Origin of the sequence: Mangrovibrevibacter kandeliae (assembly GCF_024519155.1) — a bacterium.
GTDB lineage: Bacteria > Pseudomonadota > Alphaproteobacteria > Rhizobiales > Rhizobiaceae > Mangrovibrevibacter > Mangrovibrevibacter kandeliae.
Genome location: NZ_JANIFJ010000001.1, coordinates 62785 through 87405 on the forward strand (window position 1 = coordinate 62785; position 24621 = coordinate 87405).

Below are 24621 nucleotides of genomic sequence, written 5' to 3' on the forward strand. Positions count from 1 at the left end.
CAGAACCAAGCCCGCCACGCGCCATCTCGGCGCCTCTCATGAGTGCACCCTTCAAATCATGAACCACCCGCTCGTTGCGACCTATCGGCTCCAGTTCCGCTCCGGAACCGATTTCGGCAGTGCCACCCATCTCGCGCCCTATCTGAAGCGCCTCGGGGTGAGCCACCTTTATGCGTCGCCGATCTTCGCGGCGGCGCCGGGCTCGACCCACGGCTACGACGTCGTCGACTACAACCGCTTCGAGGACGAACTCGGCGGCGAGTCCGGCTTCCTGAAGATGAGCGACGCGCTGATCGAGAACGGCGTCGGGCTGATCCTCGACTTCGTGCCGAACCACATGGGCGTCAGCTCGGAGAACGCCTGGTGGGAGGACGTGCTCGCGTGGGGCGCCGACTCGCGCTACCGCGACGTCTTCGACATGTCGTGGATGGCCGAGAAGATCCTCGTCCCCGTCCTCGGCAAGCCGTACGGCGACGCGCTGCGCGACGGCGACCTGTCGGTGATTCTCGACGAGGCGCGCGGCACGTTGCGCTTCGATGCGGCCGGATACCAGCTGCCGCTGGATCCGCGCACGCTCGGCCACGTCTTCGGCTACCTCGATCACGAGGAGCGCGACCGGCTGCTGCGCCGCCTCGCCGTGGCGACGCCGTGGGACCAGCAGGAGCTGACAGAGCGCCTCGCCGAGCACATGGAGGATGAGAGCTTCCGCAGCGCGCTGAAGGCGGGTGTCGAGGCGATCAACCGCGATCACAATGCACTGCACCTCCTGCACGAGGCCCAGCACTGGCGGCTCGCCTGGTGGCGGACGGCACGCGAAAAGCTGACCTATCGCCGCTTCTTCGAGATCACCGACCTCATTGGGGTGCGCCAGGAGCGGCGGCGCGTATTCCAGGACTCACACCGCACGGTCATCCGCCTTGCGCGCGAGCGCCGCCTGGACGGGATCCGCATCGACCACGTCGACGGGCTCGGCGACCCGCGCGCCTATCTCGGCGACCTCAAGCAGGCCTTCCATGGAGTCCGGCGCAACCTGTCGATCCATGTGGAGAAGATCCTGACCGGGCCGGAGCGGCTCCGCCGGCGCTGGGACATCGAGGGCACGACCGGCTACGAGTTCATCACCGCGCTCGCCGGCCTTTACGTCGACGCCTCCAGGGAAGGGGCGATGACGCGCGCCTACACCGGCTTCATCGGCGAGGAGGAGAACCTCCGGGCGATGATCGCCCGCCAGAAGCGGGAGATCTTCTCGCACAACCTTGCCGGCGAACTCCTCTATCTCACCAATGAGGCGATCGCGGTTGCGAGCCGGGGATTGTCCACCCGCGACCTCGGCCCCGACACGATGGCGCGCGCGATCGTCGAGATCGCCACCGAGCTTCCGGTCTACCGCACCTATGTCAGCGTCGAGGGGGTGCCGTCCGAGGACCATTCCGTCATCGACGGCGTGGTGGAGCGCGCCAAGGCGAGCCGGAGGATCGATGCCGACGAGCCGGTGGACTTCATCGGCCGCCTCCTCAAGCTTGACTTCGAGGACGGCCTCGACGTTGCCGGCGCGCTCGACTTCACCCGGCGCTTTCAGCAGACGACGGGCGCGGTGATGGCCAAGGCGGTCGAGGACACCGTGTTCTATCGCTACAACCGGCTCATCGCGCTCAACGAGGTCGGCGGCGAGCCGGATCACTACGGCGGGACGGTCGAGGACTTCCACCGCGAAATGGCGGTGCGGCTGGAGGATCAGCCCTTCGGCCTCCTCGCGACCTCCACCCACGACACCAAGCGGGCCGAGGATGCTCGCGCCCGTCTCTACACGCTGAGCGAGGCGCCGGAGCGCTGGGAGGACATTGCCCGCCGCTTCGCCCGGATGCTCGCGCCGTTCCGGCGGGAGCTCGAGGAGGGGCTGGTGTCCCCGGACCCGGCCAGCGAATGGATGTTCTACCAATCGCTCGTCGGGGTCCTGCCGCCGGACTTCGACCCCTCCGACCGGACGACGCGGCACGAGCTGGCCGGGCGCCTCAACGCCTTCATGGAGAAGGCGGTGCGCGAAGCCAAGCGCTACACCAGCTGGACCTCGCCTTCGGCGCCCTTCGAGGCGCCGATCCGCGACTTCGTCGAGGCGGTGCTCGACGCCGGGCGGAGCGGCGATGCCCTCGCCACCTTCTGGGCGGACATCCAGCCCTTCGTCGTCGCCGGCGTCGTCAACACCTTGTCGCAGACGCTGCTGAAGTTCACGGTGCCGGGCGTGCCGGACATCTACCAGGGCACCGAGTTCTACGACCACAGCCTCGTCGATCCCGACAACCGCCGCGACGTCGACATCGAAGGCCGCGGCCGCGGGATCGAGGACGGGGCGACGCTGGCGGACGCATTAGCCGACTGGCGGGACGGGCGCATCAAGGCGAAGCTGACCGCCGCGGCGCTGAAGGTGCGCGCGGCGGCCCCATCGCTGTTCACCGCCGGCGACTACCTGCCGCTCGAGGTCGAAGGTGCGATGGCCGAGCATCTCGTCGCCTTCGCACGCCTCGACGCCGAGAGTGCTGCGGTCGTGCTGGCGCCGCGCCTCGTGCTCGCCTTGATGGGCGGCGCCGAGAACCCCCTGCCGCCGCCGGACGCCTGGCAGGACACGACCGTGGTGCTGCCCGACGCCCTGCGGGATCTCGTCTTCACCGACGCGCTGACGGGCCGGCCGATGCAGGCTTCGGGTCGGCTTCTGGTCCGGGAGGTTCTCTCGGTCCTGCCCGTGGCACTGCTGACCTCCGGCATCGGCGGCGACGGGGCGTCGTAACGAAAGCGAGGGGAGGAGGAGGCCATGTCGATCCGCACGGTCGTCTGGAACGAGTTCAAGCACGAACGGGAGAACGCGACCGTCACCGGCCTCTATCCCGACGGCATCCATGCCGCGATCGCCGGCGCATTGCGGGAGGATCCCGAGTTCGAGGTATCCACCGCGACGCTGCCGGAGCCCGAGCACGGCCTGCCGCAGGCGCGGCTGGACCAGACCGACGTCCTCCTCTGGTGGGGCCACAAGGCGCATGACGAGGTCGACGATGCGGTGGTCGAGCGCGTGGCCCAGCGGGTGCACGAGGGGATGGGCCTGATCGTCCTCCACTCCGGCCATTACTCGAAGATCTTCAAGCGGCTGATGGGCACGCCCTGCTCGCTGCGATGGCGTGTGGCCGACGAACGGGAACGGCTCTGGGCGATCAACCGCTCGCATCCGATCGCACAGGGGATCGGGCCTTGCATCGAGCTGCCGCGGGCGGAGATGTACGGCGAGCCGTTCCTGGTGCCGGAGCCGATGGAGACGGTCTTCATCTCCTGGTTCGAGGGCGGCGAGGTGTTCCGATCCGGCCTCACCTACCAGCGCGGCGCCGGGAAGATCTTCTACTTCCGCCCCGGGCACGAGACCTACCCGATCTATCACGAGCCGGCGATCCAGACGGTGCTGCGCAATGCGGTGCGTTGGGCGTACAACCCGGTGAAGCCGTGGGCCGATGTCGCCAAGGCGCCGAACGTGCCGGTGGGCGAAGCGCGCGAGCGGATCGGCGTCCGCGCGCCGAACAACTTGGGCCGAACGTGAGGACCACGCAGACACGATGACCGACAAGCGGATCATGATCCTCGGCACCGGCGGGATTGCCCATCGCCATGCCGAGCATTTCAGCGCCATTCCCGGCTGCAGCGTCGTCGCCGCCTGCGACATCAATCGCGAGCGCGTCAGCGCCTTTGCCGAGTTGCACAAGATCGAGACGGTGTTCGACGACCTCGATGCGGCGCTCGCCTGGGGCGAGTTCGACGCCGTGGTCAATGCGACGCCCGACCCGGTGCACAAGCCAACGACGCTGAAGGCGATCGCGGCCGGCAAGCACGTCTTCTGCGAAAAGCCGCTGGCGCTGAACTACCAGGACGCCATGGAGATGACCGAGGCCGCAGAGCGGGCGGGCGTGGTCAACATGGTCAACCTCACCTACCGCAATGCCCATGCCATCCAGATGGCGCGCAGGATGATCGCGGAGGGGCAGATCGGGGCGGTGCGCCATGTCGATGCCGGCTACATGCAGAGCTGGCTCACCGGCAAGCACTGGGGCGACTGGCGCACCGATGAGCGCTGGCTCTGGCGCCTGTCCTCCGAGCACGGCTCGAAGGGCGTCCTCGGCGACATCGGCATCCACATCCTCGACTTCGCCTCCTTCGGCACCGGGCTCGCGATCAAGGGCATGCAGGCGCGCCTGAAGACCTTCGACAAGGCCGAGGGCAACGCCATCGGCGCCTACAGGCTCGACGCCAACGACTCCTGTGCGATGACGGTGGAGTACGAGAACGGCGCGCTCGGCGTGATCCACATGTCGCGCTTTGCGACCGGCAAGGCCAACGACCTCGACATGGTGATCTATGGCGAGACCGGGGCCCTGAAGATCTGGGCCAACCAGCAGGACTCGACGATGCAGGTCTGCCTCGGGCCGGACATCGAGACGCAGACCTGGCGATCGCTCGAGTGCCCGCCGACGCCGAAGAACGCCGAGCGTTTCGTGCTCGCGCTCCTCACCGGCGAGAACGGCGCACCCGACTTCCGCCATGCGGCCCAGGTGCAGAAGCTGATGGACCTCGCCTTCGTGTCCGACGTCGAGCGCCGGATGCTCGACGTCGACGCGGTGACGCCGCCGAAGGAGCCGCCGACGGTCTGACCGTCGACTGCGCCGGCAGGCTCAGCCGCCCGAGGTCGGCTCCAGCGCGGGGTTGCGGGTATAGCCGGGGCCGATGGTCAGCGGCGCCTTCGGCATCACCTGGTCGTCCATGTCGGAGGCCACGGTGAACCTGCCCTCGTAGAGGATGGCGCCGTCGCCCCACTGCTTCAGCCGCACGTGCACCGCATAGGGCTTGCCCTTTTCGATGCCGTGCAACGGCGGAGATCGGACGCCATAGCGATTGCTTCTCGGCGTCAGCACCTGGCTGACATGGTGCGGCGGCCCCCCGGCAGGATCGTCGAAGTCGGCCTCGAGGGTGGAGAAGGCCCGCACCGGTTTCATGACGACGGCGGTGAAGCCGTAATAGGCGTCGGCGACGCGGTAGTTGAACATGAAGCCGCTGCCGACGATCTTCACATAGGGCGTCTCGGCGGGCGGCACCCGCATCGTCCAGCCGATGGCGAAGAGCGCCGCCAGGAGGACACATCCCGCGACGACGAGGTGCCGCAGGCTTACCGTCTCGATCACGCGCTGCATGGCCCGCCTCCCGACAGTTCGTCGCCTCAGCTTAGTCTCTTTTCGTCGCCACGTCAGTGCCGCCGCGACCGCGGCCGGTCTGGCTGACGAGGAGCCGATGGCACCGACGGCGAGTCACGGAGTGCCGCCGGGGCCGGTGGAAAAGTGATCGGCGAGCTCGCAGGCATGGATTGCGGGGTGCTTCGCATCGGCCCATCAGCGATGACGTCTGCGAATCATCTTCCCGCGTCGTCCGCTCGCCGGCTGCGCCGCCTCCCCCCGAGCCCGTCACGATGCAGGTCGGCATCCTCCTCGCCTTCATGGCCTATCTGTCCTTCTCCTGCGGCGACGCCTCGGTGAAGGCGCTCGGCGACACGCTGCCGGTGTTCGAGATCGGCTTCTTCGTCTCGCTCTTCGCGCTCGTGCCGACGCTCCTGACCAAGCGACCGGAGGACGACTGGGCGAGCATCCTCAGGCCGACGCGGCCCTGGCTCGTGCTCGTGCGCGCCGTCAGCGGCACCACCGGCGGCATCCTCTCGGTAATCGCCTTCACGACGCTGCCGCTGGCCGAGGCCTATGCCCTGATCTTCCTCCTGCCGGTGCTGGTCACGATCTTCTCGCGGCTCGTCCTGAAGGAGACGATCGGCTGGAAGCGCTGGTCGGCGGTGCTGCTCGGCCTGTGCGGCGTGCTCCTCGTGGTGCGTCCCGGCTTCCGCGAGATCCTGCCGGGCCATTTCGCCGCCTTCGGCTGCGCGGTCTGCGGCGCGGTCACGGTCATCGTGCTCCGCGTCCTCGGCCCGAGCGAGCGGCGGATCACGCTGATCGGCGCGGTGCTGGTGAGCGCGGTCGCGGTCAACGGCGTCCTGATGGCGACCACCTACGTCCATCCGGGACGAGGCGATTTCGCCGTGCTTCTCCTGGGGGGACTCGCCGCCGGTCTCGGGCACCTGTGCATCGTGTTCGCCACCCGCACCGCACCTGCCGCCCGGGTCGCGCCCACGCAGTACAGCCAGATCATCTGGGCGGCGCTGCTCGGGGCCGCCTTCTTCGGCGAATATCCCGACGCGATCAGCGTCGCCGGCATGGCGATGGTCGGCTGCTCCGGCCTCTTCACCTTCGTGCGCGAGGAGAAGCGGGTCGGTTGGTCGCGCAAGACGCCGCTGCTGCGCAACCGCGGCTGAGCCAGGCAGCGCCGCGAAGGCGCTGCCGGCCTCAGAGATAGGCGAGGATGTTGGTGCCGTCGCCGGAGGACGCGGAGGACCCGCCGAGCAGGATCAGCGCCGGGTTGCTCGAGGCCGAGTTGTCGTTCTGCACATCGTACATGGCGGCGAAGCGCGAGATGAACTTGTCGAGCGATTTCGGGTCGTGGAAGTCGGCGATGTCCAGCTTCTTCTGGAGAACGCGCGCCTGCACGTCGAGATCGGCCTGGGACATGCTGGCCGGCAGCCCGAGCGCGGTGCGCACGACCTCGAAGGCGGCCTTGTCGGCGAGGATGTCGTAGGCGCTGTTGAGATTGGGTGCGACGCGCTGGAAGTAGAGCGCGAGGCGCGCGCCCTCGCTCTGGTCGCCGACGTTCGTCTCGAGCGTCAGGCGGGCATAGAGATCCTGCGTCTGGACCACCTTGGCGGCGTTCTGGGCGGTATCGCCGAGCGCGATCGAGCCATCCGTCTCGAAGTTGAAGCTCATCGCGATTTCCTGGAAGCGACTGTCCTGCGAGTAGACGTAGCTCGACTTGTCGGCGAGGTCGCTGGTCAGGATCTTCTTCCACATCGCCGGCGTGACGGTCTGGTCCTCCAGGCCGTGGGCCTTCAGGACGAAGCTCGTCAGCTTCTTGTCGGCGACGAACTCGTCGAGGCTGGTGATGGTCGGCATCGTGTCCAGGTAGTACTGGACCTCCTCTTTGGCGTTGTCCTTCTGGATCTGGCTCGCATTGCTGCCGAGCGCCTTGACGTATTCGGTCGCGAGCGACTGCTGCTCGCTGGTCGACTGAGCCAGTCGCTGGCCCTGGATCTTGCCGTCCGCACCGAAGTTGAAGGCGGCTGCGAGGTCGGTGTAGCGGCTGTCCTTCTGCTTGCTGGCATAGCTCTTGGGATCGGAGGCGTCGCTGAGAAGGATCTTGCGGACATCGGTCCTGGAGATCGTCTTGGGATCGAAGCCGTAGGCGGTCAGCACGTACTCGTACATCGACTTGTCGCGCAGGAGGTCGTCGACGCTCGTTACCTTGCGGGACTCGAGGCGGAAGATCGAGGTGTCGAGGTCGTCGTTCTGCTTCACGCTGTCGAGGTAGTGCGCCTGGTAGCCGTCCTTCACCGTCTCGATGCCGGCGGCCGAAATCGGACCGCCCGCACCGACGCTGCCGTCGGTGTTGAAGTTGAAGGCCGCGTACATCGCCTTGTACTTCGCGGTGTCGCTCGCCGAGGCGTTGAGACCGTCGATGTAGGTGTCGCCCATCTTCAGGACGTTGACGATCGTCCCGGCGGAAACGGCGTCGGGATTGAAGCCGAAGGCCGTAACGACGTAGTCGAGCAGCTTCTCGTTGCCGGTGAGGTCGGTGACCTGCGTGACGTTGCCGATGGTGTTCTCGAAATAATCCGTCTTGTACTGGACGGCGGCCGCTCCGGTGCCGTTCCCGGTCGTCTCGTTGTAGCGGTAGACGGTGTCGTCGAGGACAGTGGCGTTCGAGGTCTGCGCGGTGGCGCTGCCCGACGGGCCGAAGCCGAGCTGGGTCGCGAGGTCGAAGAACTTGCTGTTGGCGGTGCTCGAGATGTAGGCGGTCTTGTCCGACCGGTCGGCGGTGAGCGCCTCCTTCACGTAGGACTTCGACATGTAGGTCGGGTCGATCCCGAAGGCCTTCAGGGCGTAGTCGAACAGGCGGTCATTGTTCACCAGCTGATCGACGGTGGTGATCGTCGACAGCTGGCTCTTGAAGTATGTGCCCTCGGTCTCGGCGGCGGCGGCGTTGCGCACGCGGGCCTCGGAATAGGCGTCGACCGTAGTGTCTTCCTGAAGTGCCGTCTGCGCCGCGACATCGACGTTGATCTTGCCGTCGCTGCCGAAGTTGAAGGCCTTGGCGAAGGCGACGAACTTCTTGTCGACCAGCCGGTTGGCGAAGCTGTTCGCATCGGACAGGTCGCTCTCCAGCACCTTGCGCATGAAGCCCTGCTGGTTGATCTGCTCGTCGAGCCCGTAGGCCTTCATCGCATAGCTGTAGAGGCGGAAGTCGGAGATGAAGTCGTCGACGCTCTGCACCTTGCCGATGTTGTCGGCGTAGTAGTCGCCTGCCCGTTTGTTGGCCGCGTTGCCCGTCACGGTCGCGAGGCTGCGCTCCAGATTGGCGCTGTAGAGCCGGTAGCTGAGGAGAGTCGAGACCATGATGCCGCCAGGTTCGCTGATCGCTCGGGTGCGACGGCAGACGTCGCTTGGGGCGAGCATAGGGCGTCATGGTTAACGGAACCTTGACGGTGGCCCGCGCGCGGCAAACAGCGTTAAGGCTTCGCACTTGCGAAATTGCTGATCCGGCGCAACTCTCGTCGCAATCGTGTGCAGACTGCCGTCCTCGCGCGGCCGTTGACGAGGAGAGTGTCGCCCGTGCCCATCCGCAAGATTCTCGTCGCCAACCGCTCGGAGATCGCGATCCGGGTGTTTCGCGCCGCCAACGAGCTTGGCCTCAAGACCGTCGCCATCTGGGCGGAGGAGGACAAGCTCGCGCTGCACCGCTTCAAGGCCGACGAGAGCTATCAGGTCGGTCGCGGTGCGCATCTTCCGCGCGATCTCGGGCCGATCGAGAGCTATCTGTCGATCGACGAGATCATCCGCGTCGCGAAACTGTCCGAAGCCGACGCGATACATCCGGGCTATGGGCTCCTGTCGGAGAGCCCGGAGTTCGCCGAAGCCTGCGCGGCGAACGGCATCACCTTCATCGGCCCGTCGCCGGAGACGATGCGCCGGCTCGGCAACAAGGTGGCGGCGCGCAATCTCGCGGTCGAGATCGGCGTGCCGGTGGTGCCGGCGACCGAGCCGCTGCCGGACGACATGGCGGCGGTCCGGCGGATGGCCGCCGATGTGGGCTACCCGGTGATGCTGAAGGCCTCGTGGGGCGGCGGCGGGCGCGGCATGCGGGCGATCCGCGCCGAGGCTGACCTCGAGCGCGAGGTGGTCGAGGCCAAGCGCGAGGCGCGGGCCGCCTTCGGCAAGGACGAGGTCTATCTGGAGAAGCTGGTCGAGCGCGCCCGCCACGTCGAGGTGCAGATCCTCGGCGACACGCACGGCACGGTCGTCGACCTCTTCGAGCGCGACTGCTCGATCCAGCGGCGCAACCAGAAGGTCGTGGAGCGGGCGCCGGCGCCGTATCTCGACGACGGGCAGCGGCGCGAGCTCGCCGCCCACGCGCGCCGGATCGGCGAGGCGACGGCCTATGTCGGGGCCGGCACGGTTGAGTTCCTGATGGATGCCGACACCGGCGCCTTCTACTTCATCGAGGTCAATCCGCGCATCCAGGTCGAGCACACCGTCACCGAGGAGGTGACGGGCATCGACATCGTCAAGGCGCAGATCCACATCCTCGACGGGGCGGCGATCGGCAGCCCCGAGTCCGGCGTGCCGCGGCAGGAGGACATCCGGCTCCATGGCCATGCCCTGCAGTGCCGGATCACCACCGAGGATCCGGAGCACAACTTCATTCCCGACTACGGCCGCATCACCGCCTATCGCGGCGCCACCGGCTTCGGCATCCGGCTGGACGGCGGCACCGCCTATTCCGGCGCGGTGATCACCCGCTACTACGATCCCCTGCTCGAGAAGGTGACGGCCTGGGCGCCGACCGCCGAGGAGGCAATCGCCCGCATGGACCGGGCGCTGCGCGAGTTCCGCATCCGGGGCGTCGCGACGAATCTCACCTTCCTCGAGGCGATCATCGGCAACCCGAAGTTCCGGGACAACAGCTACACCACGCGCTTCATCGACACGACGCCGGAGCTGTTCCAGCAGGTCAAGCGCCGCGACCGCGCGACCAAGCTGATGACCTATCTCGCCGACGTGACGGTGAACGGCCATCCCGAGACCAAGAACCGGGCGCGGCCGAGCCCCGACCTCCTGCGCCCCGTCGCGCCGCTGTTCGAGGCGCCGCTCGCCGAGGGCAGCCGGCAACGGCTCGATGCCCTCGGGCCGGCGGGCTTTGCCGCCTGGATGCGCGAGCAGCCTCAGGTGCTCGTCACCGACACGACGATGCGCGACGGCCACCAGTCGCTGCTCGCCACGCGGATGCGCACCCACGACATCGCCGGCATTGCCGACGCCTATGCGCGCGGCCTGCCGCAGCTTCTCAGCCTCGAATGCTGGGGCGGTGCGACCTTCGACGTCGCCATGCGCTTCCTGACCGAGGATCCCTGGGAACGGCTGGCGCTGATCCGCGAGAAGGCGCCGAACATCCTCCTGCAGATGCTGCTGCGCGGCTCCAACGGCGTCGGCTACACCAATTATCCGGACAACGTGGTGAAGCTCTTCGTCGCCGAGGCCGCGAAAGGCGGCGTCGACCTCTTCCGCGTCTTCGACTGCCTGAACTGGGTCGAGAACATGCGCGTTGCGATGGACGCGGTGCAGGAGGCGGACAAGCTCTGCGAGGGCACGCTCTGCTACACGGCGGACCTCCTCGATTCCGCCCGGTCGAAATACGACCTCGCCTACTACGTCGCCTTGGCCAAGGAGCTCGAGGCGGCGGGCGCCCACATCCTCGGCGTCAAGGACATGGCCGGGCTGATGAAGCCGGCGGCCGCGCGCGTCCTGTTCAAGGCGCTGCGCGAGGCGGTCGGGCTGCCGATCCACTTCCACACCCACGACACCTCGGGCATCGGGGCAGCGTCCGTGCTCGCCGCGGTGGAGGCCGGGGTCGATGCCGTCGATGCCGCGATGGACGCCGTCTCGGGCGCCACCTCGCAGCCCTGCCTCGGCTCGATCGTGGAAGCGCTGTCCGGCACCGAGCGCGATCCCGGGCTGTCGTCGGACGCCATCCGGCGCATCTCGTTCTACTGGGAGGCGGTGCGCAACCAGTACGCTGCGTTCGAGAGCGACCTGAAGGGACCGGCCTCCGAGGTCTATCTGCATGAGATGCCGGGAGGCCAGTTCACCAACCTGAAGGAGCAGGCACGCTCGCTCGGCCTTGAAAGCCGCTGGCATCAGGTGGCGCAGACCTACGCCGACGTGAACCGGATGTTCGGCGACATCGTCAAGGTGACGCCGTCCTCCAAGGTCGTCGGCGACATGGCGCTGATGATGGTGAGCCAGGACCTGACGGTCGCCGATGTCGAGGACCCCCAGCGCGATTTCGCCTTCCCCGACTCGGTCATCTCGATGCTGCGCGGCGATCTTGGACAGCCGCCGGGCGGCTGGCCGGAGGGCATCCAGAAGAAGGTGCTGAAGGGCGAGGCGCCGATCACCGTGCGGCCGGGATCGCTTCTGCCGGACGCCGATCTCGCGGCCATGCGCGGCGAGCTGGAAACGAAGCTTGCTCGGGCGGCGAGCGACCAGGAGTTCGCCTCCTACCTCATGTATCCCAAGGTGTTCATCGACTTCGCCGCGGCGCAGGAGCTCTACGGTCCGGTCTCCTCGCTGCCGACACCCGCGTATTTCTACGGCCTCGGCATCGAGGAGGAGGTGCTGATCGACATCGAGCGCGGCAAGACGCTCGTCATCCGCTGCCTCGGCTACGGCGAAACCGACGAGCAGGGGATGCGCGCGGTGTTCTTCGAGCTGAACGGCCAGCCGCGGCGCATCAAGGTTCCGGACCGGGCGCATGGCGCGGCCGGCAGCCGGGTGCGGCCGAAGGCGGAGCCGGGCAATCCGGCCCAGGTGGGCGCGCCGATGCCGGGGGTCGTGTCGACCGTCGGCGTAACGCCCGGGCAGGCGGTGACGGCGGGCGACGTCCTCCTCTCGATCGAGGCCATGAAGATGGAGACCGCGCTGCACGCCGAGCGCGCCGGCACGGTCGAAGCCGTCAACGTAAAGGTCGGCGACCAGATCGACGCCAAGGACCTGCTCGTGGTCTATTCCACCTGAGCTCTGCCAAGGCCCGAGCGCTTCAGGGTCACGCGGAACCGTCCTGCCGGAGCGCGTTCGCTCCAGGGTCGAGGACTTCGGTGACGGTCGTACCGGGGTACGGTCGAGACGAAGACTGAAGGATCTGACCCGAACAGGCTCGGGCCTTCGGTTTCCCGCAAAGCGGGCCCGCGACATCGGACGGACTTGGCCGTACCGCGGTACGACCCGCGCCGCCCTTCTTGCGGCGCGGCGCGCTCGCGGAGAAACAGAACCGGTTCCGTATGACCCTGAAGCGCTCTAAGACGGGCGGCGTGCCCCAAGGGGACTTCGAGCGGCGGGAATCGGCATGGAACAGAATTTGCGCGGTGCGCGGGCGCCGGGGCGGGGCTTTGCATCGCCACACCGGCTTGCCGTCTCCGCGGCCTTCCTCGCCAACGGCTTTCTGATCGGCAGCTGGGCGCCGCAGATCCCGGTGCTGGCCGAGCGGCTGACGCTCTCGAAGTCGGTCCTTGGCCTCTTGATCCTCACCTTCGGCGTCGGCGCGGTGATCGCCATGCCCATCGTCGGCCGCATGATCGCGGCCGGCGGGTCGCGCCGCCCGATGCTGGGCTGCGGCGTGCTGCTTGCCTTCGGCCTGCCGGCGATCGCGCTCGCACCCGGCCTTCCGCTCGTGGCCCTCGCCGTTCTCTTCACCGGCGCGATGGCCGGCGGCATGGACGTCGCGATGAACGCCAATGCCGTGTCTCTCGAGCGGCGGCTCCCCCGTGCGATCATGTCCTCGTGCCATGGCTTCTGGAGCCTCGGCGGCCTCTTCGGCGCGGGCACGGGAGGCTGGATCATCGCTCGGCTCGGCGCCGCCGAACACGCAGCGCTCGTCGGACTCGTCACCCTTGCGCTGGTGACCGGCTGGGTCAGGCGGGGCCTCGACGACCATCACGCGCCGAGCGCAGGGGGCATACCGGGCGAGGGGATGGAGACCGCCGCTGCCGCGCTCGTCTCAGGGCGCGCCGGCGTCCTGCGCGCGGTGGTGGTCGGTCTGTTCGCGCTGTTCGCGATGATCCCGGAGGGCGCAGTGCTCGACTGGGGCGGCGTCTATCTGCAGGACGAACTCGACGCCGGCACCACCGTCACCGGCTTTGCCTTCGCGGCCTTCTCGCTGACCATGGCGAGCTTCCGCTTTGCGGGCGATGCGGTGCGCGGACGCCTCGGCGCAGTCGTGACCGCCAGGGTCTGCAGCCTCGCGGCCGCGCTCGGGCTGATCGTCGCCGCGCTTTCGCCGACGATCGAGCTCGCGCTCTGCGGCTTCGCCCTGATGGGGGTCGGGATTTCCAACATGGTGCCGATCGCCTTTTCGGCGGCCGGCAATCTGCCGGGTCTGAAACCCGGCATCGGGATCAGCGTGGTCACCACGCTCGGCTATTCCGGCACGCTGCTCGCGCCGTCGCTCATCGGCGTCATCGCCGAGCACACGGGCTTCACGCCCGTCTTCCTGACGCTCGCCTGCTTTCTTCTCGTGACCTTCGCCTTCGCGAGGATCATCGGCGTCGCCGACCGGATAACCGGCGACGCCTGAGATCGGAGGGCGTCAGATCCGGCCGAGCAGGAACAGGATCAGGATGACGACGAGCACGAGGCCGAGAATGCCCGACGGGCCGTAGCCCCAGCCCCGCGAGTACGGCCAGGACGGGACCGCGCCGATGAGCAGCAGGATGACGATGATCAGAAGGATTGTGCCGAGGGACATGAGAGCTCTCCAGGGCCCGTGAGGGGCGTCGCTGCCACAAACTCGTTAGCCGGGTATTGGTTCCGTTGCCGCATGCGTCACCGCCAGAGTTGGAGGCGGCCGACCGCGCGCTGCGCGCGTCGCCGGCTCCGTCGAGGTCAAGCACCGACGATCGCCACGAGCACCACGAAGAGGGTGAGGAGGACGCCGAGCGCGAGCGCCGGTCTGTGCCCCCACCGTTTCGCCCAGGGCCAGACCGGGAGCACCGCCAGCAGCAGGACGAGGATGGCGCCGGCACACAGCGCGAAAAGAAGTTCGAAGGACTGCATGGTTCGTCTCTCGCAGGAACGGCAGGCATCGCGGCGTGGCCGGACATAGCCCGGCCACGCCCGCACTTCACCCCGCGCGCAGCGCTTCGTCCTGCGGCTGAAGCCCGCGCACCAGCTCCAGCGCCTGCCGCTCGAAGAGCCGGCGGTAGATGCCGTTCGGCCGGGCGACCAGCGCCGCATGGTCGCCTTCTTCCACCACTTGGCCCCTGTCGAAGACCAGCAGGCGGTCGAGCGCGCGCACCGTCGAGAGCCGGTGGGCGATCACCAGGGTCGTGCGCCCCTGCATCAGCCGCTCCATCGCCTCCTGGATCAGGAGCTCCGATTCAGAGTCCAGCGAGGAGGTGGCCTCGTCGAGGATCAGGATCGGCGCGTCGGCCAGGAAGGCCCGCGCGATCGCGACCCGCTGGCGCTCGCCGCCCGAGAGCTTGACGCCACGCTCGCCGACGAGCGTGCCGTAGCCCTTCGGCAGCTGCGCGATGAAGTCATGCGCATTGGCGAGTTCGGCGGCCGCGACGATGTCGGCCATCGAGGCGCCCGGCCGGCCATAGGCGATGTTCTCGGCGAGCGAACGGTGGAACAGGATCGGCTCCTGCTGGACGATGGCGATCTGCGTCCGCAGCGACGCCTGCGCGGCCTGCGCCACGTCCTGCCCGTCGATACGGATCTGGCCGCCGCTGACGTCGTAGAGGCGCTGGATCAGCTTGACGAAGGTGGTCTTGCCCGAGCCGGAATGGCCGACGAGCCCGACCCGCTCGCCCGCCTCGATGACGAGCGAGAGGTCGCGGTAGAGCGGTGTCGTGTGCGCCCCGTAGTGGAAGGTGACGCGATCGAACTCGATCCGGCCGCGGGTGATCGCGATCGGCCGCGCGTCCGGTGCATCGACGACGCCGAGGGGCTGGCGGTGCATCTCGACCAGCTCTTCCATGTCGTTAACCGAGCGCTGCAGGTTGCGGATGTGCTGGCCGATCTCGCGCAGATAGCCCTGCAGCACGAAGAACGAGGTCAGCACGAAGGCGAGGTCGCCGGGACCGGCGGCGCCTTCGACCCAGAACAGGACGGCCAGCCCGATCACCGCGGCGCGCAGGACAAGGAGCATCGACATCTGCGCCGTGCCGTTCACCGTGCCGCGGCGCCAGGTGCGGCCGGTGCGCGCCTGCCACTTGGCGGTCACCCGGCCGAGCCGGGCGTCCTCGCGCGCCTCGGCGCCGAAGGCCTTGACGACAGCGTTGCACGAGATGGCGTCGGCGAGCGCACCGCCGAGACGCGTGTCCCAGCTGTTGGCGAGCCGGGCAGCCGGCGCGACGAAGCCGAGCGACAGGCTGAGCGTGAGGGTGATGTAGAGAATCGCGCCGACGGCGACCGCGAGCCCGAGCAGCGGCCAGTACCAGCCGAGGAGCACCGTCGTGCCGGCCAGCATCACGGCCGCCGGCAACAGCGCGAGCAGGATCGTGTCGTCGAGGAGGTCGAGCGCCCACATGCCGCGCGTGACCTTGCGCACGGTCGATCCGGCGAAGCTGTTGGCATGCCAGTCGGTCGAGAAGCGCTGCACCCGATAGAAGGCGTCGGCTGCGACGTCGCGCATGATGCGCAGCGTCAGGACGGTGATGCCGTTGAAGGCGAAGTAGCGCAGAACGACAGTGACGAGCGCCAAGGCGACCAGCATCGTGAACGCGGACATCGCTGCGTCCCAGGCGGCTGGTTCGTGGGCGGAGCCGCCTGCGACGGCGCTGACGAGCCGGCCCGAGAAGAGGGGGGTCATCACGTCGGCGAGGGTTGCGCCGATGATCGCCGCGGCGATCGCCGAGGCCCGCAGCGGCTGCCGCCGCCAGTGCTTGAATGTGAAGCCGAGAACGTCGCGGAACGCGCTGCCGCGCCCGAAGAAGGTCAGAAGGGTCATCGTCGATCCACCGGCCCGAGCGGCACGGCGGCTCCAGTCTCGAAGGGAGGAACGAGCTGGCCGGCCGGTCGAATGACGGATCAGACGAAGGGGAAGGTCAGCAAAACGAAGCGGCGGAGCCCGGCGGGCTCGGACGGCTGCAGGCTGTCAGCTGCGGCCGGAGCAGGGAGGGACAACGTTGTTCAGCATCGGCATGCACGTCTCCCCGGTTCGCGTTCGTGTGCGTGTTCCTTAGAGGACGGCGCAGCGTGCCACAAGATGCCGCACTGCCGCCGTACGCGCATCGTCGGGCACTGTGTCATCGCGGCGACACGCTTTGCGTGGATTTGACAGGGCCGCCGCCGCACGCCACCTGTTGCCGCGGACCCTTCGCAGCCGAAAGCGCGCCATGACGATCCAGGCCCCGATCGAACCCCTCCTCGCCGATCCCCTGCCGCGCCGCCCGACGGTCGGCGTGCGCGTCGGCGGCGTGCAGGTCGGCGGAAGTGCGCCGGTCGTCGTCCAGTCGATGACCAACACCGACACCGCCGACGTCGACTCGACCGTGGCGCAGGTCGCCGCACTCGCCAAGGCCGGCTCGGAGATCGTGCGGATCACCGTCGACCGGGACGAGGCCGCCGCCGCCGTGCCGCGCATCCGCGAGCGGCTGGAGCGGCTCGGCGTGTACGTGCCGCTCGTCGGCGACTTCCACTACATCGGCCACAAGCTCCTCGCCGATCATCCCGCCTGTGCCGAGGCCTTGGCGAAATACCGGATCAATCCCGGCAATGTCGGCTTCAAGGACAAGAAGGACCGGCAGTTCATCGAGATCGTCGAGACGGCGATCCGCTGGAACAAGCCGGTGCGGATCGGCGTCAACTGGGGCTCGCTCGACCAGGACCTGCTGACCCGGCTGATGGACGAGAACCAGGCGCTGGCGCAGCCGCGCTCGGCGCGCGCGGTGACGCGCGAGGCGATCATCCAGTCGGCGCTGCTCTCGGCGCAACTCGCCGAGGAGACCGGCCTGTCGCGCGACAAGATCATCCTGTCGGCCAAGGTCAGCCAGGTGCAGGACCTCATCGCGGTCTACCGCGACCTGTCGCGCCGCACCGATCTCGCGCTGCATCTCGGTCTCACCGAGGCGGGCATGGGCACCAAGGGGATCGTCGCGTCCTCGGCGGCAATGGGCATCCTGCTGCAGGAGGGCATCGGCGACACCATCCGCGTATCGCTGACGCCCGAGCCCGGCGGCGACCGGACCCGCGAGGTGCAGGTGGCGCAGGAGCTCCTGCAGGTGATGGGCTTCCGCCAGTTCATTCCCATCGTGGCCGCCTGCCCGGGCTGCGGGCGGACCACCTCGACCGTGTTCCAGGAGCTCGCCGAGACGATCCAGAACGACATCCGTCGCAACATGCCGCTGTGGCGCGAGCGCTATCCGGGCGTCGAGGCGCTGAACGTCGCGGTGATGGGGTGCATCGTCAACGGACCGGGCGAGTCGAAGCACGCCGATATCGGCATCTCGCTCCCGGGCACCGGCGAGACGCCGGCCGCGCCCGTCTTCGTCGACGGCAAGAAGACGGTGACGCTGCGCGGGCCGAACATCGCCGCCGAGTTCCAGGCGATGGTCGCGGACTACATCGAGGCCCGGTTCGGCACGCGCACGGCGGCGGAGTAGGCAGTCCCATTCTCTTCCGAGGCAGGAGATTCAATCGGACGCGAGGCGCGATGACACGGCACCTTCGGGCATGCGCGGTGCGGCGGATCCTCGTGGCTGCAGCGGTCGGGCTCGCGCTCGCCGCACCCGCGGCGGGACGAGCGCAGGCATCTGCTGAGCGTACCGGCGACGCTGCGCCCGGGGAGACCGCACCCGCCGACGCCGCGTCGAAACTCAACCCTTCGTCGCCGCCCGCCGCCAGGCCGGCACCCCTCGACACCGGCGGAATCTGCGACCTGATCCAGGCGAACGCCCGTGCGACCGGGATGACACCGGCCTTCTTCGCACGGCTGATCTGGAAGGAGAGCCGCTTCGACATTGCCGCCCTGTCGCCGGTCGGCGCCCAGGGCATCGCCCAGTTCATGCCCTATACGGCCCGTGAACGCGGACTTTCCAATCCCTACGACGCGGTCGAAGCGATCCGCCACTCGGCGCTCTACCTCAAGGACCTGCACGACGAGCTCGGCAACTGGGGGCTGGCGGCAGCGGCCTACAACGGCGGCATCAACCGCGTGAAGGCCTGGCTCGACGACGAGGCGACGCTCGCCGCCGAAACGGAGGACTATGTCCTTTCCATCGCCGCTCATCCGGTGGACTGGTTCCGCGAGGCCGGCCATGAGGTCGAGCTGAAGCCGCTCGAGGCCGGCACGCCGTTTGCGGAGGCGTGCCGCAAGCTTCCGGTGATGAAGACGCGGTCGGTCTTCGCGTCGGTGGACACGGCTCCGATGCAGCCCTGGGGCGTGCAGGTGGCGGGTCACTTCAGCCAGTCGGTGGCGATGAAGATGTTCCGCCACGCCCAGAGCGCCTATCCTGCGGTGCTGTCGGGCAGAAAGCCGATCGTCATGCGCGAGCGCAACGGCATGGCCCGCCGCTCGATCTGGGCCGTACGGGTCGGCGCCGACACGCGCGGCGAGGCGAATGCGCTCTGCGATCGCTTGCGCGGCGCCGGCGGCGCCTGCGCCGTCTACAAGAACTGAGGCGCCCGGACGCTTCGGCGCGGCTTTCCGGCCGCCCCGCGCGCGGCCGGCGTCAGCGCTGGCGCCAGGCGACGAAGCGCATCGCCTCGAGCAGCGTGGCCGCCTTGTCGCCATATGGGGCCAGCACCTCCTCGGCCTCGCCGACGAGCGCGTCCAGCCGCTGGACGGCCCAGTCCCGGCCGTGCAGGGCCGACAGCGTCTGCTTGCCGCGCGCCTGATCCTTGCCGGTCGCCTTGCCGAGCGAGGTCGCATCGCCGGTCTCGTCGAGGAGGTCGTCGGCGAGCTGGAAGGCGAGGCCGCAGATCTCGCCGAAGCGGCGCAGACGCTTGCGATCCTCGTCCGGCGCGTCGGCGACCACCGCGCCCGCCTCGCAGGCGAATGCGATCAGCGCGCCGGTCTTCATCGCCTGCATGCGGGTGATCTCGAGTTCGCTCTGGCGATGCGTCGGCGTTGCGACGTCCAGCATCTGACCCCCCACCATGCCGGGCGCGCCGGCGCGCTTGGCCAGCATCGCGACGAGCTTGACGCGGATTTGCGGCGCGAGGCTCTCCATCGCCCCGACCATGCCGAAGCCGAGGGTCAGCAGCGCGTCGCCGGCGAGGATCGCCGTCGCCTCGTCATAGGCCTTGTGCACCGTCGGCTGGCCGCGGCGCAGGTCGTCGTCGTCCATCGCCGGCAGGTCGTCGTGGATCAGCGAGTAGGAGTGGATGCACTCGAGCGCCGCACCGATCTGGAGCGCGCTGCGCGCATCGGCGCCGAACAGTTTTGCGGCCTCGACCACGAGAAACGGGCGCAGCCGCTTGCCGCCGTTGAGCACGCCATGGCGCATGGCGTTGAGGAGACGATGCGGAGTGCCGGCGACCAACTGGTGGGAGCCCAGAACATCGTCGAGAACACTTCCGACCGCCTTGGCGACGTCATCCAATTTTGTTTCGAGAGCCGATTGATTCATGGTGTCGTATCATTCCTCCCGCCAGTAGTGCTTCGTCTGACTTATTTTCGCGGATAGGCTGTCGCGAATGAGCTGGCGGCATTGCACCTTGATTTTAGCGCCGATAAGTAAAGGCGGCCCTTCTCCATTCCGCGCGGACGCGGCCTTTTGCCGAAACAGATCTTAGGCATGTTCGGACGGACTTTGCGCATTGCCGCAATGGTGCTGGCCTGTCTGGTCGCCGTACCGCTGGTGCTGGTGCCGGTGTATGCGATTCCGGCCGTGCATCCGGTTTCGACGCTGATGCTCTACGACCACTTCACCTTCCAGGACAGCGAGCGCGTCTGGGTGAGGCTCGATGCGATCGCGCCGGTGCTGGTCTATTCGGTGATGATGTCGGAGGACGGTCGCTTCTGCGAGCATGACGGGATCGACTGGGGCGCGATGTCGGAGGTGGTCGACGCGGCCGCGTCGGGTGAGGCGACCCGCGGCGCCTCGACGATCACGATGCAGACCATGAAGAACCTCTTCCTCTGGACCAGCCGCTCCTATGTGCGCAAGGTGCTGGAAGCGCCGCTCGCCCTCTATGCCGACGCCATCCTGTCGAAGCGGCGCCTGATCGAGATCTATCTCAACATCGTCGAATGGGACGAGGGCGTGTACGGCGTCGAGGCTGCCGCGCAGCACTACTTCAAGGTTCCGGCCTCGCGGCTGACACCCCGCCAGGCGGCGCTTCTGGCGGTGACCCTGCCGGCGCCCCAGAGCCGCAACCCGGCCAAGCCCGGGCGCGGCCTGTCGCGGCTGGCCCGCACCATCGAGGCCCGCGCCCGCGCCTCGGGCGACTATGTCGGCTGCGTGAAGAGCGCGAGTCGCTGACGTTGAACCGTCCCGGGCCTTTTCAACCGCGCATGGGTTTGCTATGGGCACGCGCAATTCCCGTCATAGCGCGGTCATGGTCGAACGTTGCGCGGAGACGCCATCCGGCGCGCGACCGCTGGCAGCGTCAGGCTCTGCGGCCGGACCGGGGATCACAAGGATCGATCGGGCGTCGCCGAGGCGGGGCCGCAGGAATGCACGGAGCAGGACCATGGCAGTACCCAAACGCAAGACCTCGCCCTCCAAGCGCGGCATGCGCCGTTCGGCGGATGCGCTGACGGCGCCGACCTACATCGAGGACAAGAACACCGGCGAGCTGCGCCGCCCGCACCACGTCGACCTGAAGACCGGCATGTATCGCGGCCGCCAGGTCCTCACGGTCAAGGACAAGGCCTGACACCACCGTTCCGGTCTGGTGCCGGAACTGGAAATGGAAAAGGCCGGGCTGACGCCCGGCCTTTTCGCTTTGTGGCGATTGCTCGAAGCGGCGTCGCGACCCTCCCGGCGCGACGACTCGGGTCAGCCCGGCTTGCGCTTGTCCATCTCCTCGAGGCGGCGCTGCATGGCATCGATCTGCTGGCGCATCGCCGCAAGGTCGTCGGGCGAGCCTCCGGCGCTCTCTGTCCCGCGTCCGCCTTCGGTGCGTGGCATGGCGCCCGCCATGAAGGGGTTGAACATCGTCATCGCCTGGCGGAACAGCTCGGTGTTGCGGCGCACCTGGGCTTCCATCAGCTGCATCGGCGACTGGCCGACGCTGTCCTTCATCTGATCGCGCCAGTTTTCCTGCTCGCGCGCCAGCGCCGACATCGACTGCTCCAGATAGCTCGGGATCACCATCTGCATCTGGTCGCCGTAGAAGCGGATCAGCTGCCGCAGGAAGGCGATCGGCATCAGGTTCTGCCCGCCCTTGTTCTCCTGTTCGAAGATGATCTGCGTCAGGACGGAGTGGGTGATGTCCTCGCCCGTCTTGGCGTCCTGAACCACGAATTCCTCGTTCCGCTTCACCATGGCCGCGAGATTTTCCAGCGTCACGTAGGTGCTGGTGCCGGTGTTGTAGAGCCGCCGGTTCGCGTACTTCTTTATGACGGTGACGGTGTCCGCCGCTTTGGCCATGGCTCGCCCTCCTACGCTGAGCTCTTGCGGTGCGTCTTTGTGTTGCGCCCGCGCACAAACCATAGGCACAAAAGCAATGCCACGCCAACGGCGGTGCATCATCGGCTGACGCGCCGCGGCTCCGGCAGTATGTATTAGCGAGTGGCGGCGCCGGTCGGCGTCGCATCCGGTTTGACTTCGGCGACCCGCCTCGGCGACAACAACCATGACGCGTCGGGCGGACGGGCGCCAGACGCAGCAGCGGGAGGAAAGTCCATGACCAACGGACAGTCAGTCGTCATCGCCGGCGCCGCGCGCACCCCGGTCGGCGCCTTCAACGGCGCGTTCGCCTCGGTCCCGGCGCATGAACTCGGCGCCACCGCCATCCGCGAGGCGCTGGCGCGCGCGGGTGTCGCGGCCGGCGAGGTGGACGAGGTCATCATGGGCCAGATTCTGACCGCCGCAGAGGGCCAGAACCCGGCGCGGCAGGCGGCAATGGCCGCCGGCTGCCCGAAGGAGACCACCGCCTGGGGCCTCAACCAGCTCTGCGGCTCGGGCCTGCGCGCCGTGGCGATCGGCCTGCAACAGATCCTGACCGGCGACGCCGAGATCATCGTGGCCGGCGGCCAGGAGTCGATGTCGATGGCGCCGCACGCGGCGCATCTGCGCCAGGGGCAGAAGATGGGCGACCTCGCGATGGTCGACACCATGCTGAAGGACGGCTTGATCGACGCCTTCAACGGATACCACATGGGCATCACCGCCGAGAACGTCTCGCGCCAGTGGCAGATCACCCGCGATCAGCAGGACGAGTTCGCCGTCGCCTCGCAGAACAAGGCCGAGGCGGCGCAGGCGGCGGGCCGCTTCAAGGACGAGATCGTCGCCTTCACGGTCAAGGGGCGCAAGGGCCATACGGTCGTCGAGGCCGACGAGTACATCAAGCCGGGCACCACCCTCGACAGGGTGGCCAAGCTCCGCCCGGCCTTCGACAAGGAAGGCTCGGTGACCGCCGCCAACGCCTCCGGCATCAACGATGGCGCCGCCGCCGCCGTGCTGATGCGCGAGAGCGAGGCCGAGCGTCGGGGCATCCGGCCGCTGGCGCGGATCGTCTCCTGGGCGACCGCCGGTGTCGATCCGGCGGTCATGGGCACCGGCCCGATCCCCGCCTCGCGCCGGGCACTCGAGAAGGCCGGCTGGTCAGTCGGCGACCTCGACCTCGTGGAGGCCAACGAGGCCTTCGCCGCGCAGGCCTGCGCGGTCAACAAGGAGCTCGGCTGGAATCCCGACATCGTCAACGTCAATGGCGGAGCGATCGCCATCGGCCATCCGATCGGCGCCTCGGGCGCGCGCATCCTCAACACGCTCCTGTTCGAGATGAAGCGCCGCGGGGCGAAGAAGGGCCTTGCGACGCTCTGCATCGGCGGCGGCATGGGGGTCGCCATGTGCCTCGAGGGGCTCTGACGCCACGGGGTGTCGACCCGCCGCCGCGGGGGCTGCACGACCGCCGGGCGAGAGCGACCCGCGCGCCGGGAAGGCCTCAATGGGTGCGACGCGGTAGCGGCACGCTTCTTGCCCGTCAGGTAGCGCGACATGGAGTGACCGGTACAAGGTCACCCGAACACAGGGAGGACGCAGGATGGGTCGGGTTGCGATCGTGACCGGAGGAACCCGTGGCATCGGCGCCGCAATCGCCGTGGCGCTGCAGTCGGCAGGATATCGGGTGGCTTCCAGCTATGCGGGCAACGAACAGGCCGCCGAGGCCTTCCGTGTCGAGACAGGCATCTCCGTCTACCGCTGGGACGTGTCGAGCTTTGACGCCTGTGCGGAGGGCGTCGCGCGGGTCGAGGCCGATCTCGGTCCGATCGAGGTGCTCATCAACAACGCCGGGGTCACCAAGGACACGATGTTCCACAAGATGACCCCGGAGCACTGGCACGCCGTCATCGACACCAACCTCACCGGGCTGTTCAACATGACCCGGCAGGTGTGGGAGGGGATGCGGACCCGCGGCTTCGGCCGGATCGTCAACATCTCCTCGATCAACGGTCAGAAGGGGCAGGCGGGCCAGGCCAACTATGCGGCGGCCAAGGCCGGCGAGATCGGCTTCACCAAGTCGCTGGCGCTCGAGGGCGCATCCAAGGGAATCACCGTCAACGCCGTCTGCCCCGGCTACGTCGCCACGGAGATGGTGAGCGCGATCCCGCAAGAGGTGCTCGACCGGAAGATCCTGCCGCACATCCCGGTGGGTCGCCTCGGCCAGCCGGGCGAGGTGGCGCGCTGCGTCCTGTTCCTCGCCTCCGACGACTCCGGCTACATCACCGGCTCGACCCTGTCGGCCAATGGGGGTCAATACTTGGTCTGATCGCGGCGACGTGCGCTGCCGCCGCTTCGATGCGAGGAACTTCGGCAGCTTCCGGGAGTTCACAGGCCGATTAGGCCATTGGCTCTAGGAAGAAGTCAGGGAGTGCCCGTCATGTACAAGAAGACATTGATTGCCGGTCTGGCGCTTGCCGTCGCCTCGACTGCCGTCCTGCCGGCGCTTGCCCAGGACATCGTCATCGGCAAGGACGGCGTGCGCCTCCTCGATCCGCGCCGCGACGATCATCGTGGTCCGCCGCCTCCGGGACGGGATCGCCGTCCGCCGCGCGAGATCAGCGAGAACGACGCCGTCCGTATCGCTCGGCGCCAGGGCATGCGCGACATTGACGAGGTGCGACGCGTGCGCAACATCTACCGCGTGGACGGCTTCGACCGTCGCGGCGATGACATCCGGGTCGACGTCGACCGCTACAGCGGCGAAGTCGTCGCGGTCCGCTGATCCCCGCGGCCCACTGTTCATAAGAGGCCGTCCGGTCTTGCCGGGCGGCCTTTTT

20 protein-coding genes are annotated in these 24621 nt (G+C 68.2%); 13 read left to right on the forward strand and 7 right to left on the reverse strand.

The genetic code is table 11. The annotated features are described in order from the left end of the window. The first annotated feature begins 58 nt into the window (after positions 1 to 58). From treY to NPA30_RS00295, 3 genes are read left to right on the forward strand one after another with little or no spacing between them, the layout of a single operon-like run. Positions 59 to 2782 (forward strand): malto-oligosyltrehalose synthase, encoded by a 2724-nt coding sequence (treY, locus tag NPA30_RS00285; RefSeq protein ID WP_256800312.1) that lies wholly within the window; start codon positions 59 to 61, stop codon positions 2780 to 2782. Positions 2783 to 2806: 24 nt separating this feature from the next. Beyond that, complete coding sequence (locus tag NPA30_RS00290) at positions 2807 to 3577, forward strand: ThuA domain-containing protein (RefSeq protein WP_256800313.1); 771 nt, start codon at positions 2807 to 2809, stop codon at positions 3575 to 3577. 16 nt (positions 3578 to 3593) lie between these two features. After that, complete coding sequence (locus NPA30_RS00295) at positions 3594 to 4682, forward strand: Gfo/Idh/MocA family protein (RefSeq protein ID WP_256800314.1); 1089 nt, start codon at positions 3594 to 3596, stop codon at positions 4680 to 4682. Between the two features lie 21 nt (positions 4683 to 4703). Here NPA30_RS00295 and NPA30_RS00300 read toward each other — a convergent pair whose 3' ends face one another. Beyond that, the gene (locus tag NPA30_RS00300; RefSeq protein WP_256800315.1) at positions 4704 to 5219 is read right to left on the reverse strand and encodes a hypothetical protein; all 516 of its coding nucleotides are present in this window, start codon (positions 5217 to 5219) and stop codon (positions 4704 to 4706) included. A 272-nt stretch (positions 5220 to 5491) separates the two neighbouring features. Between NPA30_RS00300 and NPA30_RS00305 the strand changes: the two genes are divergently transcribed. Next, positions 5492 to 6379 (forward strand): DMT family transporter, encoded by an 888-nt coding sequence (locus NPA30_RS00305; protein WP_256800316.1) that lies wholly within the window; start codon positions 5492 to 5494, stop codon positions 6377 to 6379. 31 nt (positions 6380 to 6410) lie between these two features. On the opposite strand, the gene NPA30_RS00310 is transcribed toward NPA30_RS00305, so the two are convergent. Continuing rightward, the gene (locus tag NPA30_RS00310; protein WP_256800317.1) at positions 6411 to 8570 is read right to left on the reverse strand and encodes a DUF1217 domain-containing protein; all 2160 of its coding nucleotides are present in this window, start codon (positions 8568 to 8570) and stop codon (positions 6411 to 6413) included. Between the two features lie 216 nt (positions 8571 to 8786). Here NPA30_RS00310 and pyc point away from each other — a divergent pair, with 216 nt between their 5' ends. Both pyc and NPA30_RS00320 read left to right on the forward strand, forming a co-directional pair. Beyond that, on the forward strand, positions 8787 to 12248 hold the full coding sequence (pyc, locus tag NPA30_RS00315; RefSeq protein ID WP_256800318.1) for a pyruvate carboxylase: 3462 nt from the start codon (positions 8787 to 8789) through the stop codon (positions 12246 to 12248). 328 nt (positions 12249 to 12576) lie between these two features. Beyond that, positions 12577 to 13803 carry an MFS transporter gene (locus tag NPA30_RS00320; RefSeq protein ID WP_256800320.1) on the forward strand — a complete coding sequence of 409 codons (1227 nt, stop codon included), beginning with the start codon at positions 12577 to 12579 and terminating at the stop codon, positions 13801 to 13803. Positions 13804 to 13815: 12 nt separating this feature from the next. Here the strand turns inward: NPA30_RS00320 and NPA30_RS00325 are convergent, their stop codons facing one another. The 3 genes from NPA30_RS00325 to NPA30_RS00335 form a co-directional block, all read right to left on the reverse strand. After that, a complete protein-coding gene (locus tag NPA30_RS00325) occupies positions 13816 to 13974 on the reverse strand; it encodes a DUF3309 family protein (protein ID WP_256800322.1) in 159 nt (52 codons plus the stop codon). A 137-nt stretch (positions 13975 to 14111) separates the two neighbouring features. Further along, entirely contained in the window at positions 14112 to 14282 is a 171-nt protein-coding gene (locus NPA30_RS00330) for a DUF3309 family protein (protein ID WP_256800324.1), read from the reverse strand. Positions 14283 to 14349: 67 nt separating this feature from the next. Further along, positions 14350 to 16179 (reverse strand): ABC transporter ATP-binding protein, encoded by a 1830-nt coding sequence (locus NPA30_RS00335; protein WP_256800326.1) that lies wholly within the window; start codon positions 16177 to 16179, stop codon positions 14350 to 14352. Positions 16180 to 16567: 388 nt separating this feature from the next. Here NPA30_RS00335 and ispG point away from each other — a divergent pair, with 388 nt between their 5' ends. Continuing rightward, a complete protein-coding gene (gene ispG, locus NPA30_RS00340) occupies positions 16568 to 17833 on the forward strand; it encodes a flavodoxin-dependent (E)-4-hydroxy-3-methylbut-2-enyl-diphosphate synthase (RefSeq protein WP_256800327.1) in 1266 nt (421 codons plus the stop codon). Between the two features lie 92 nt (positions 17834 to 17925). Continuing rightward, positions 17926 to 18849, forward strand: a complete 924-nt coding sequence (locus NPA30_RS00345; protein WP_256800329.1) for a lytic transglycosylase domain-containing protein — start codon at positions 17926 to 17928, stop codon at positions 18847 to 18849. Positions 18850 to 18901: 52 nt separating this feature from the next. Here the strand turns inward: NPA30_RS00345 and NPA30_RS00350 are convergent, their stop codons facing one another. Beyond that, positions 18902 to 19801 carry a polyprenyl synthetase family protein gene (locus NPA30_RS00350; RefSeq protein WP_256800331.1) on the reverse strand — a complete coding sequence of 300 codons (900 nt, stop codon included), beginning with the start codon at positions 19799 to 19801 and terminating at the stop codon, positions 18902 to 18904. Between the two features lie 168 nt (positions 19802 to 19969). Here NPA30_RS00350 and mtgA point away from each other — a divergent pair, with 168 nt between their 5' ends. Beyond that, positions 19970 to 20656 (forward strand): monofunctional biosynthetic peptidoglycan transglycosylase, encoded by a 687-nt coding sequence (gene mtgA, locus NPA30_RS00355; RefSeq protein ID WP_256800333.1) that lies wholly within the window; start codon positions 19970 to 19972, stop codon positions 20654 to 20656. 211 nt (positions 20657 to 20867) lie between these two features. Continuing rightward, entirely contained in the window at positions 20868 to 21053 is a 186-nt protein-coding gene (gene rpmF / locus NPA30_RS00360; RefSeq protein WP_256800334.1) for a 50S ribosomal protein L32, read from the forward strand. Between the two features lie 122 nt (positions 21054 to 21175). Here the strand turns inward: rpmF and phaR are convergent, their stop codons facing one another. Continuing rightward, on the reverse strand, positions 21176 to 21769 hold the full coding sequence (gene phaR / locus NPA30_RS00365; RefSeq protein WP_256800335.1) for a polyhydroxyalkanoate synthesis repressor PhaR: 594 nt from the start codon (positions 21767 to 21769) through the stop codon (positions 21176 to 21178). A gap of 255 nt (positions 21770 to 22024) precedes the next feature. Here phaR and NPA30_RS00370 point away from each other — a divergent pair, with 255 nt between their 5' ends. The 3 genes from NPA30_RS00370 (at position 22025) to NPA30_RS00380 (ending at position 24566) form a co-directional block, all read left to right on the forward strand. Continuing rightward, a complete protein-coding gene (locus tag NPA30_RS00370) occupies positions 22025 to 23209 on the forward strand; it encodes an acetyl-CoA C-acetyltransferase (protein ID WP_256800336.1) in 1185 nt (394 codons plus the stop codon). A 175-nt stretch (positions 23210 to 23384) separates the two neighbouring features. Next, positions 23385 to 24110: an acetoacetyl-CoA reductase gene (gene phbB, locus NPA30_RS00375; RefSeq protein ID WP_256800337.1), complete on the forward strand. Its 726-nt coding sequence runs from the start codon at positions 23385 to 23387 to the stop codon at positions 24108 to 24110. A gap of 111 nt (positions 24111 to 24221) precedes the next feature. Beyond that, positions 24222 to 24566, forward strand: a complete 345-nt coding sequence (locus NPA30_RS00380) for a PepSY domain-containing protein (protein WP_256800338.1) — start codon at positions 24222 to 24224, stop codon at positions 24564 to 24566. The last annotated feature ends 55 nt before the right edge of the window (positions 24567 to 24621 follow it).

Excerpts from the sequence above, each read along its gene's own strand:
- NPA30_RS00320 (WP_256800320.1), top strand. The coding sequence starts at position 12,577 with ATGGAACAGAATTTGCGCGGTGCGCGGGCGCCGGGGCGGGGCTTTGCA.
- mtgA (WP_256800333.1), top strand. The coding sequence starts at position 19,970 with ATGTTCGGACGGACTTTGCGCATTGCCGCAATGGTGCTGGCCTGTCTG.
- ispG (WP_256800327.1), top strand. The coding sequence starts at position 16,568 with ATGACGATCCAGGCCCCGATCGAACCCCTCCTCGCCGATCCCCTGCCG.
- rpmF (WP_256800334.1), top strand. The coding sequence starts at position 20,868 with ATGGCAGTACCCAAACGCAAGACCTCGCCCTCCAAGCGCGGCATGCGC.
- NPA30_RS00330 (WP_256800324.1), bottom strand. The coding sequence starts at position 14,282 with ATGCAGTCCTTCGAACTTCTTTTCGCGCTGTGTGCCGGCGCCATCCTC.
- NPA30_RS00350 (WP_256800331.1), bottom strand. The coding sequence starts at position 19,801 with ATGAATCAATCGGCTCTCGAAACAAAATTGGATGACGTCGCCAAGGCG.
- NPA30_RS00380 (WP_256800338.1), top strand. The coding sequence starts at position 24,222 with ATGTACAAGAAGACATTGATTGCCGGTCTGGCGCTTGCCGTCGCCTCG.
- NPA30_RS00335 (WP_256800326.1), bottom strand. The coding sequence starts at position 16,179 with ATGACCCTTCTGACCTTCTTCGGGCGCGGCAGCGCGTTCCGCGACGTT.
- phaR (WP_256800335.1), bottom strand. The coding sequence starts at position 21,769 with ATGGCCAAAGCGGCGGACACCGTCACCGTCATAAAGAAGTACGCGAAC.
- NPA30_RS00325 (WP_256800322.1), bottom strand. The coding sequence starts at position 13,974 with ATGTCCCTCGGCACAATCCTTCTGATCATCGTCATCCTGCTGCTCATC.
- phbB (WP_256800337.1), top strand. The coding sequence starts at position 23,385 with ATGGGTCGGGTTGCGATCGTGACCGGAGGAACCCGTGGCATCGGCGCC.
- NPA30_RS00305 (WP_256800316.1), top strand. The coding sequence starts at position 5,492 with ATGCAGGTCGGCATCCTCCTCGCCTTCATGGCCTATCTGTCCTTCTCC.
- treY (WP_256800312.1), top strand. The coding sequence starts at position 59 with ATGAACCACCCGCTCGTTGCGACCTATCGGCTCCAGTTCCGCTCCGGA.
- NPA30_RS00310 (WP_256800317.1), bottom strand. The coding sequence starts at position 8,570 with ATGGTCTCGACTCTCCTCAGCTACCGGCTCTACAGCGCCAATCTGGAG.
- NPA30_RS00300 (WP_256800315.1), bottom strand. The coding sequence starts at position 5,219 with ATGCAGCGCGTGATCGAGACGGTAAGCCTGCGGCACCTCGTCGTCGCG.
- NPA30_RS00290 (WP_256800313.1), top strand. The coding sequence starts at position 2,807 with ATGTCGATCCGCACGGTCGTCTGGAACGAGTTCAAGCACGAACGGGAG.
- NPA30_RS00370 (WP_256800336.1), top strand. The coding sequence starts at position 22,025 with ATGACCAACGGACAGTCAGTCGTCATCGCCGGCGCCGCGCGCACCCCG.
- NPA30_RS00295 (WP_256800314.1), top strand. The coding sequence starts at position 3,594 with ATGACCGACAAGCGGATCATGATCCTCGGCACCGGCGGGATTGCCCAT.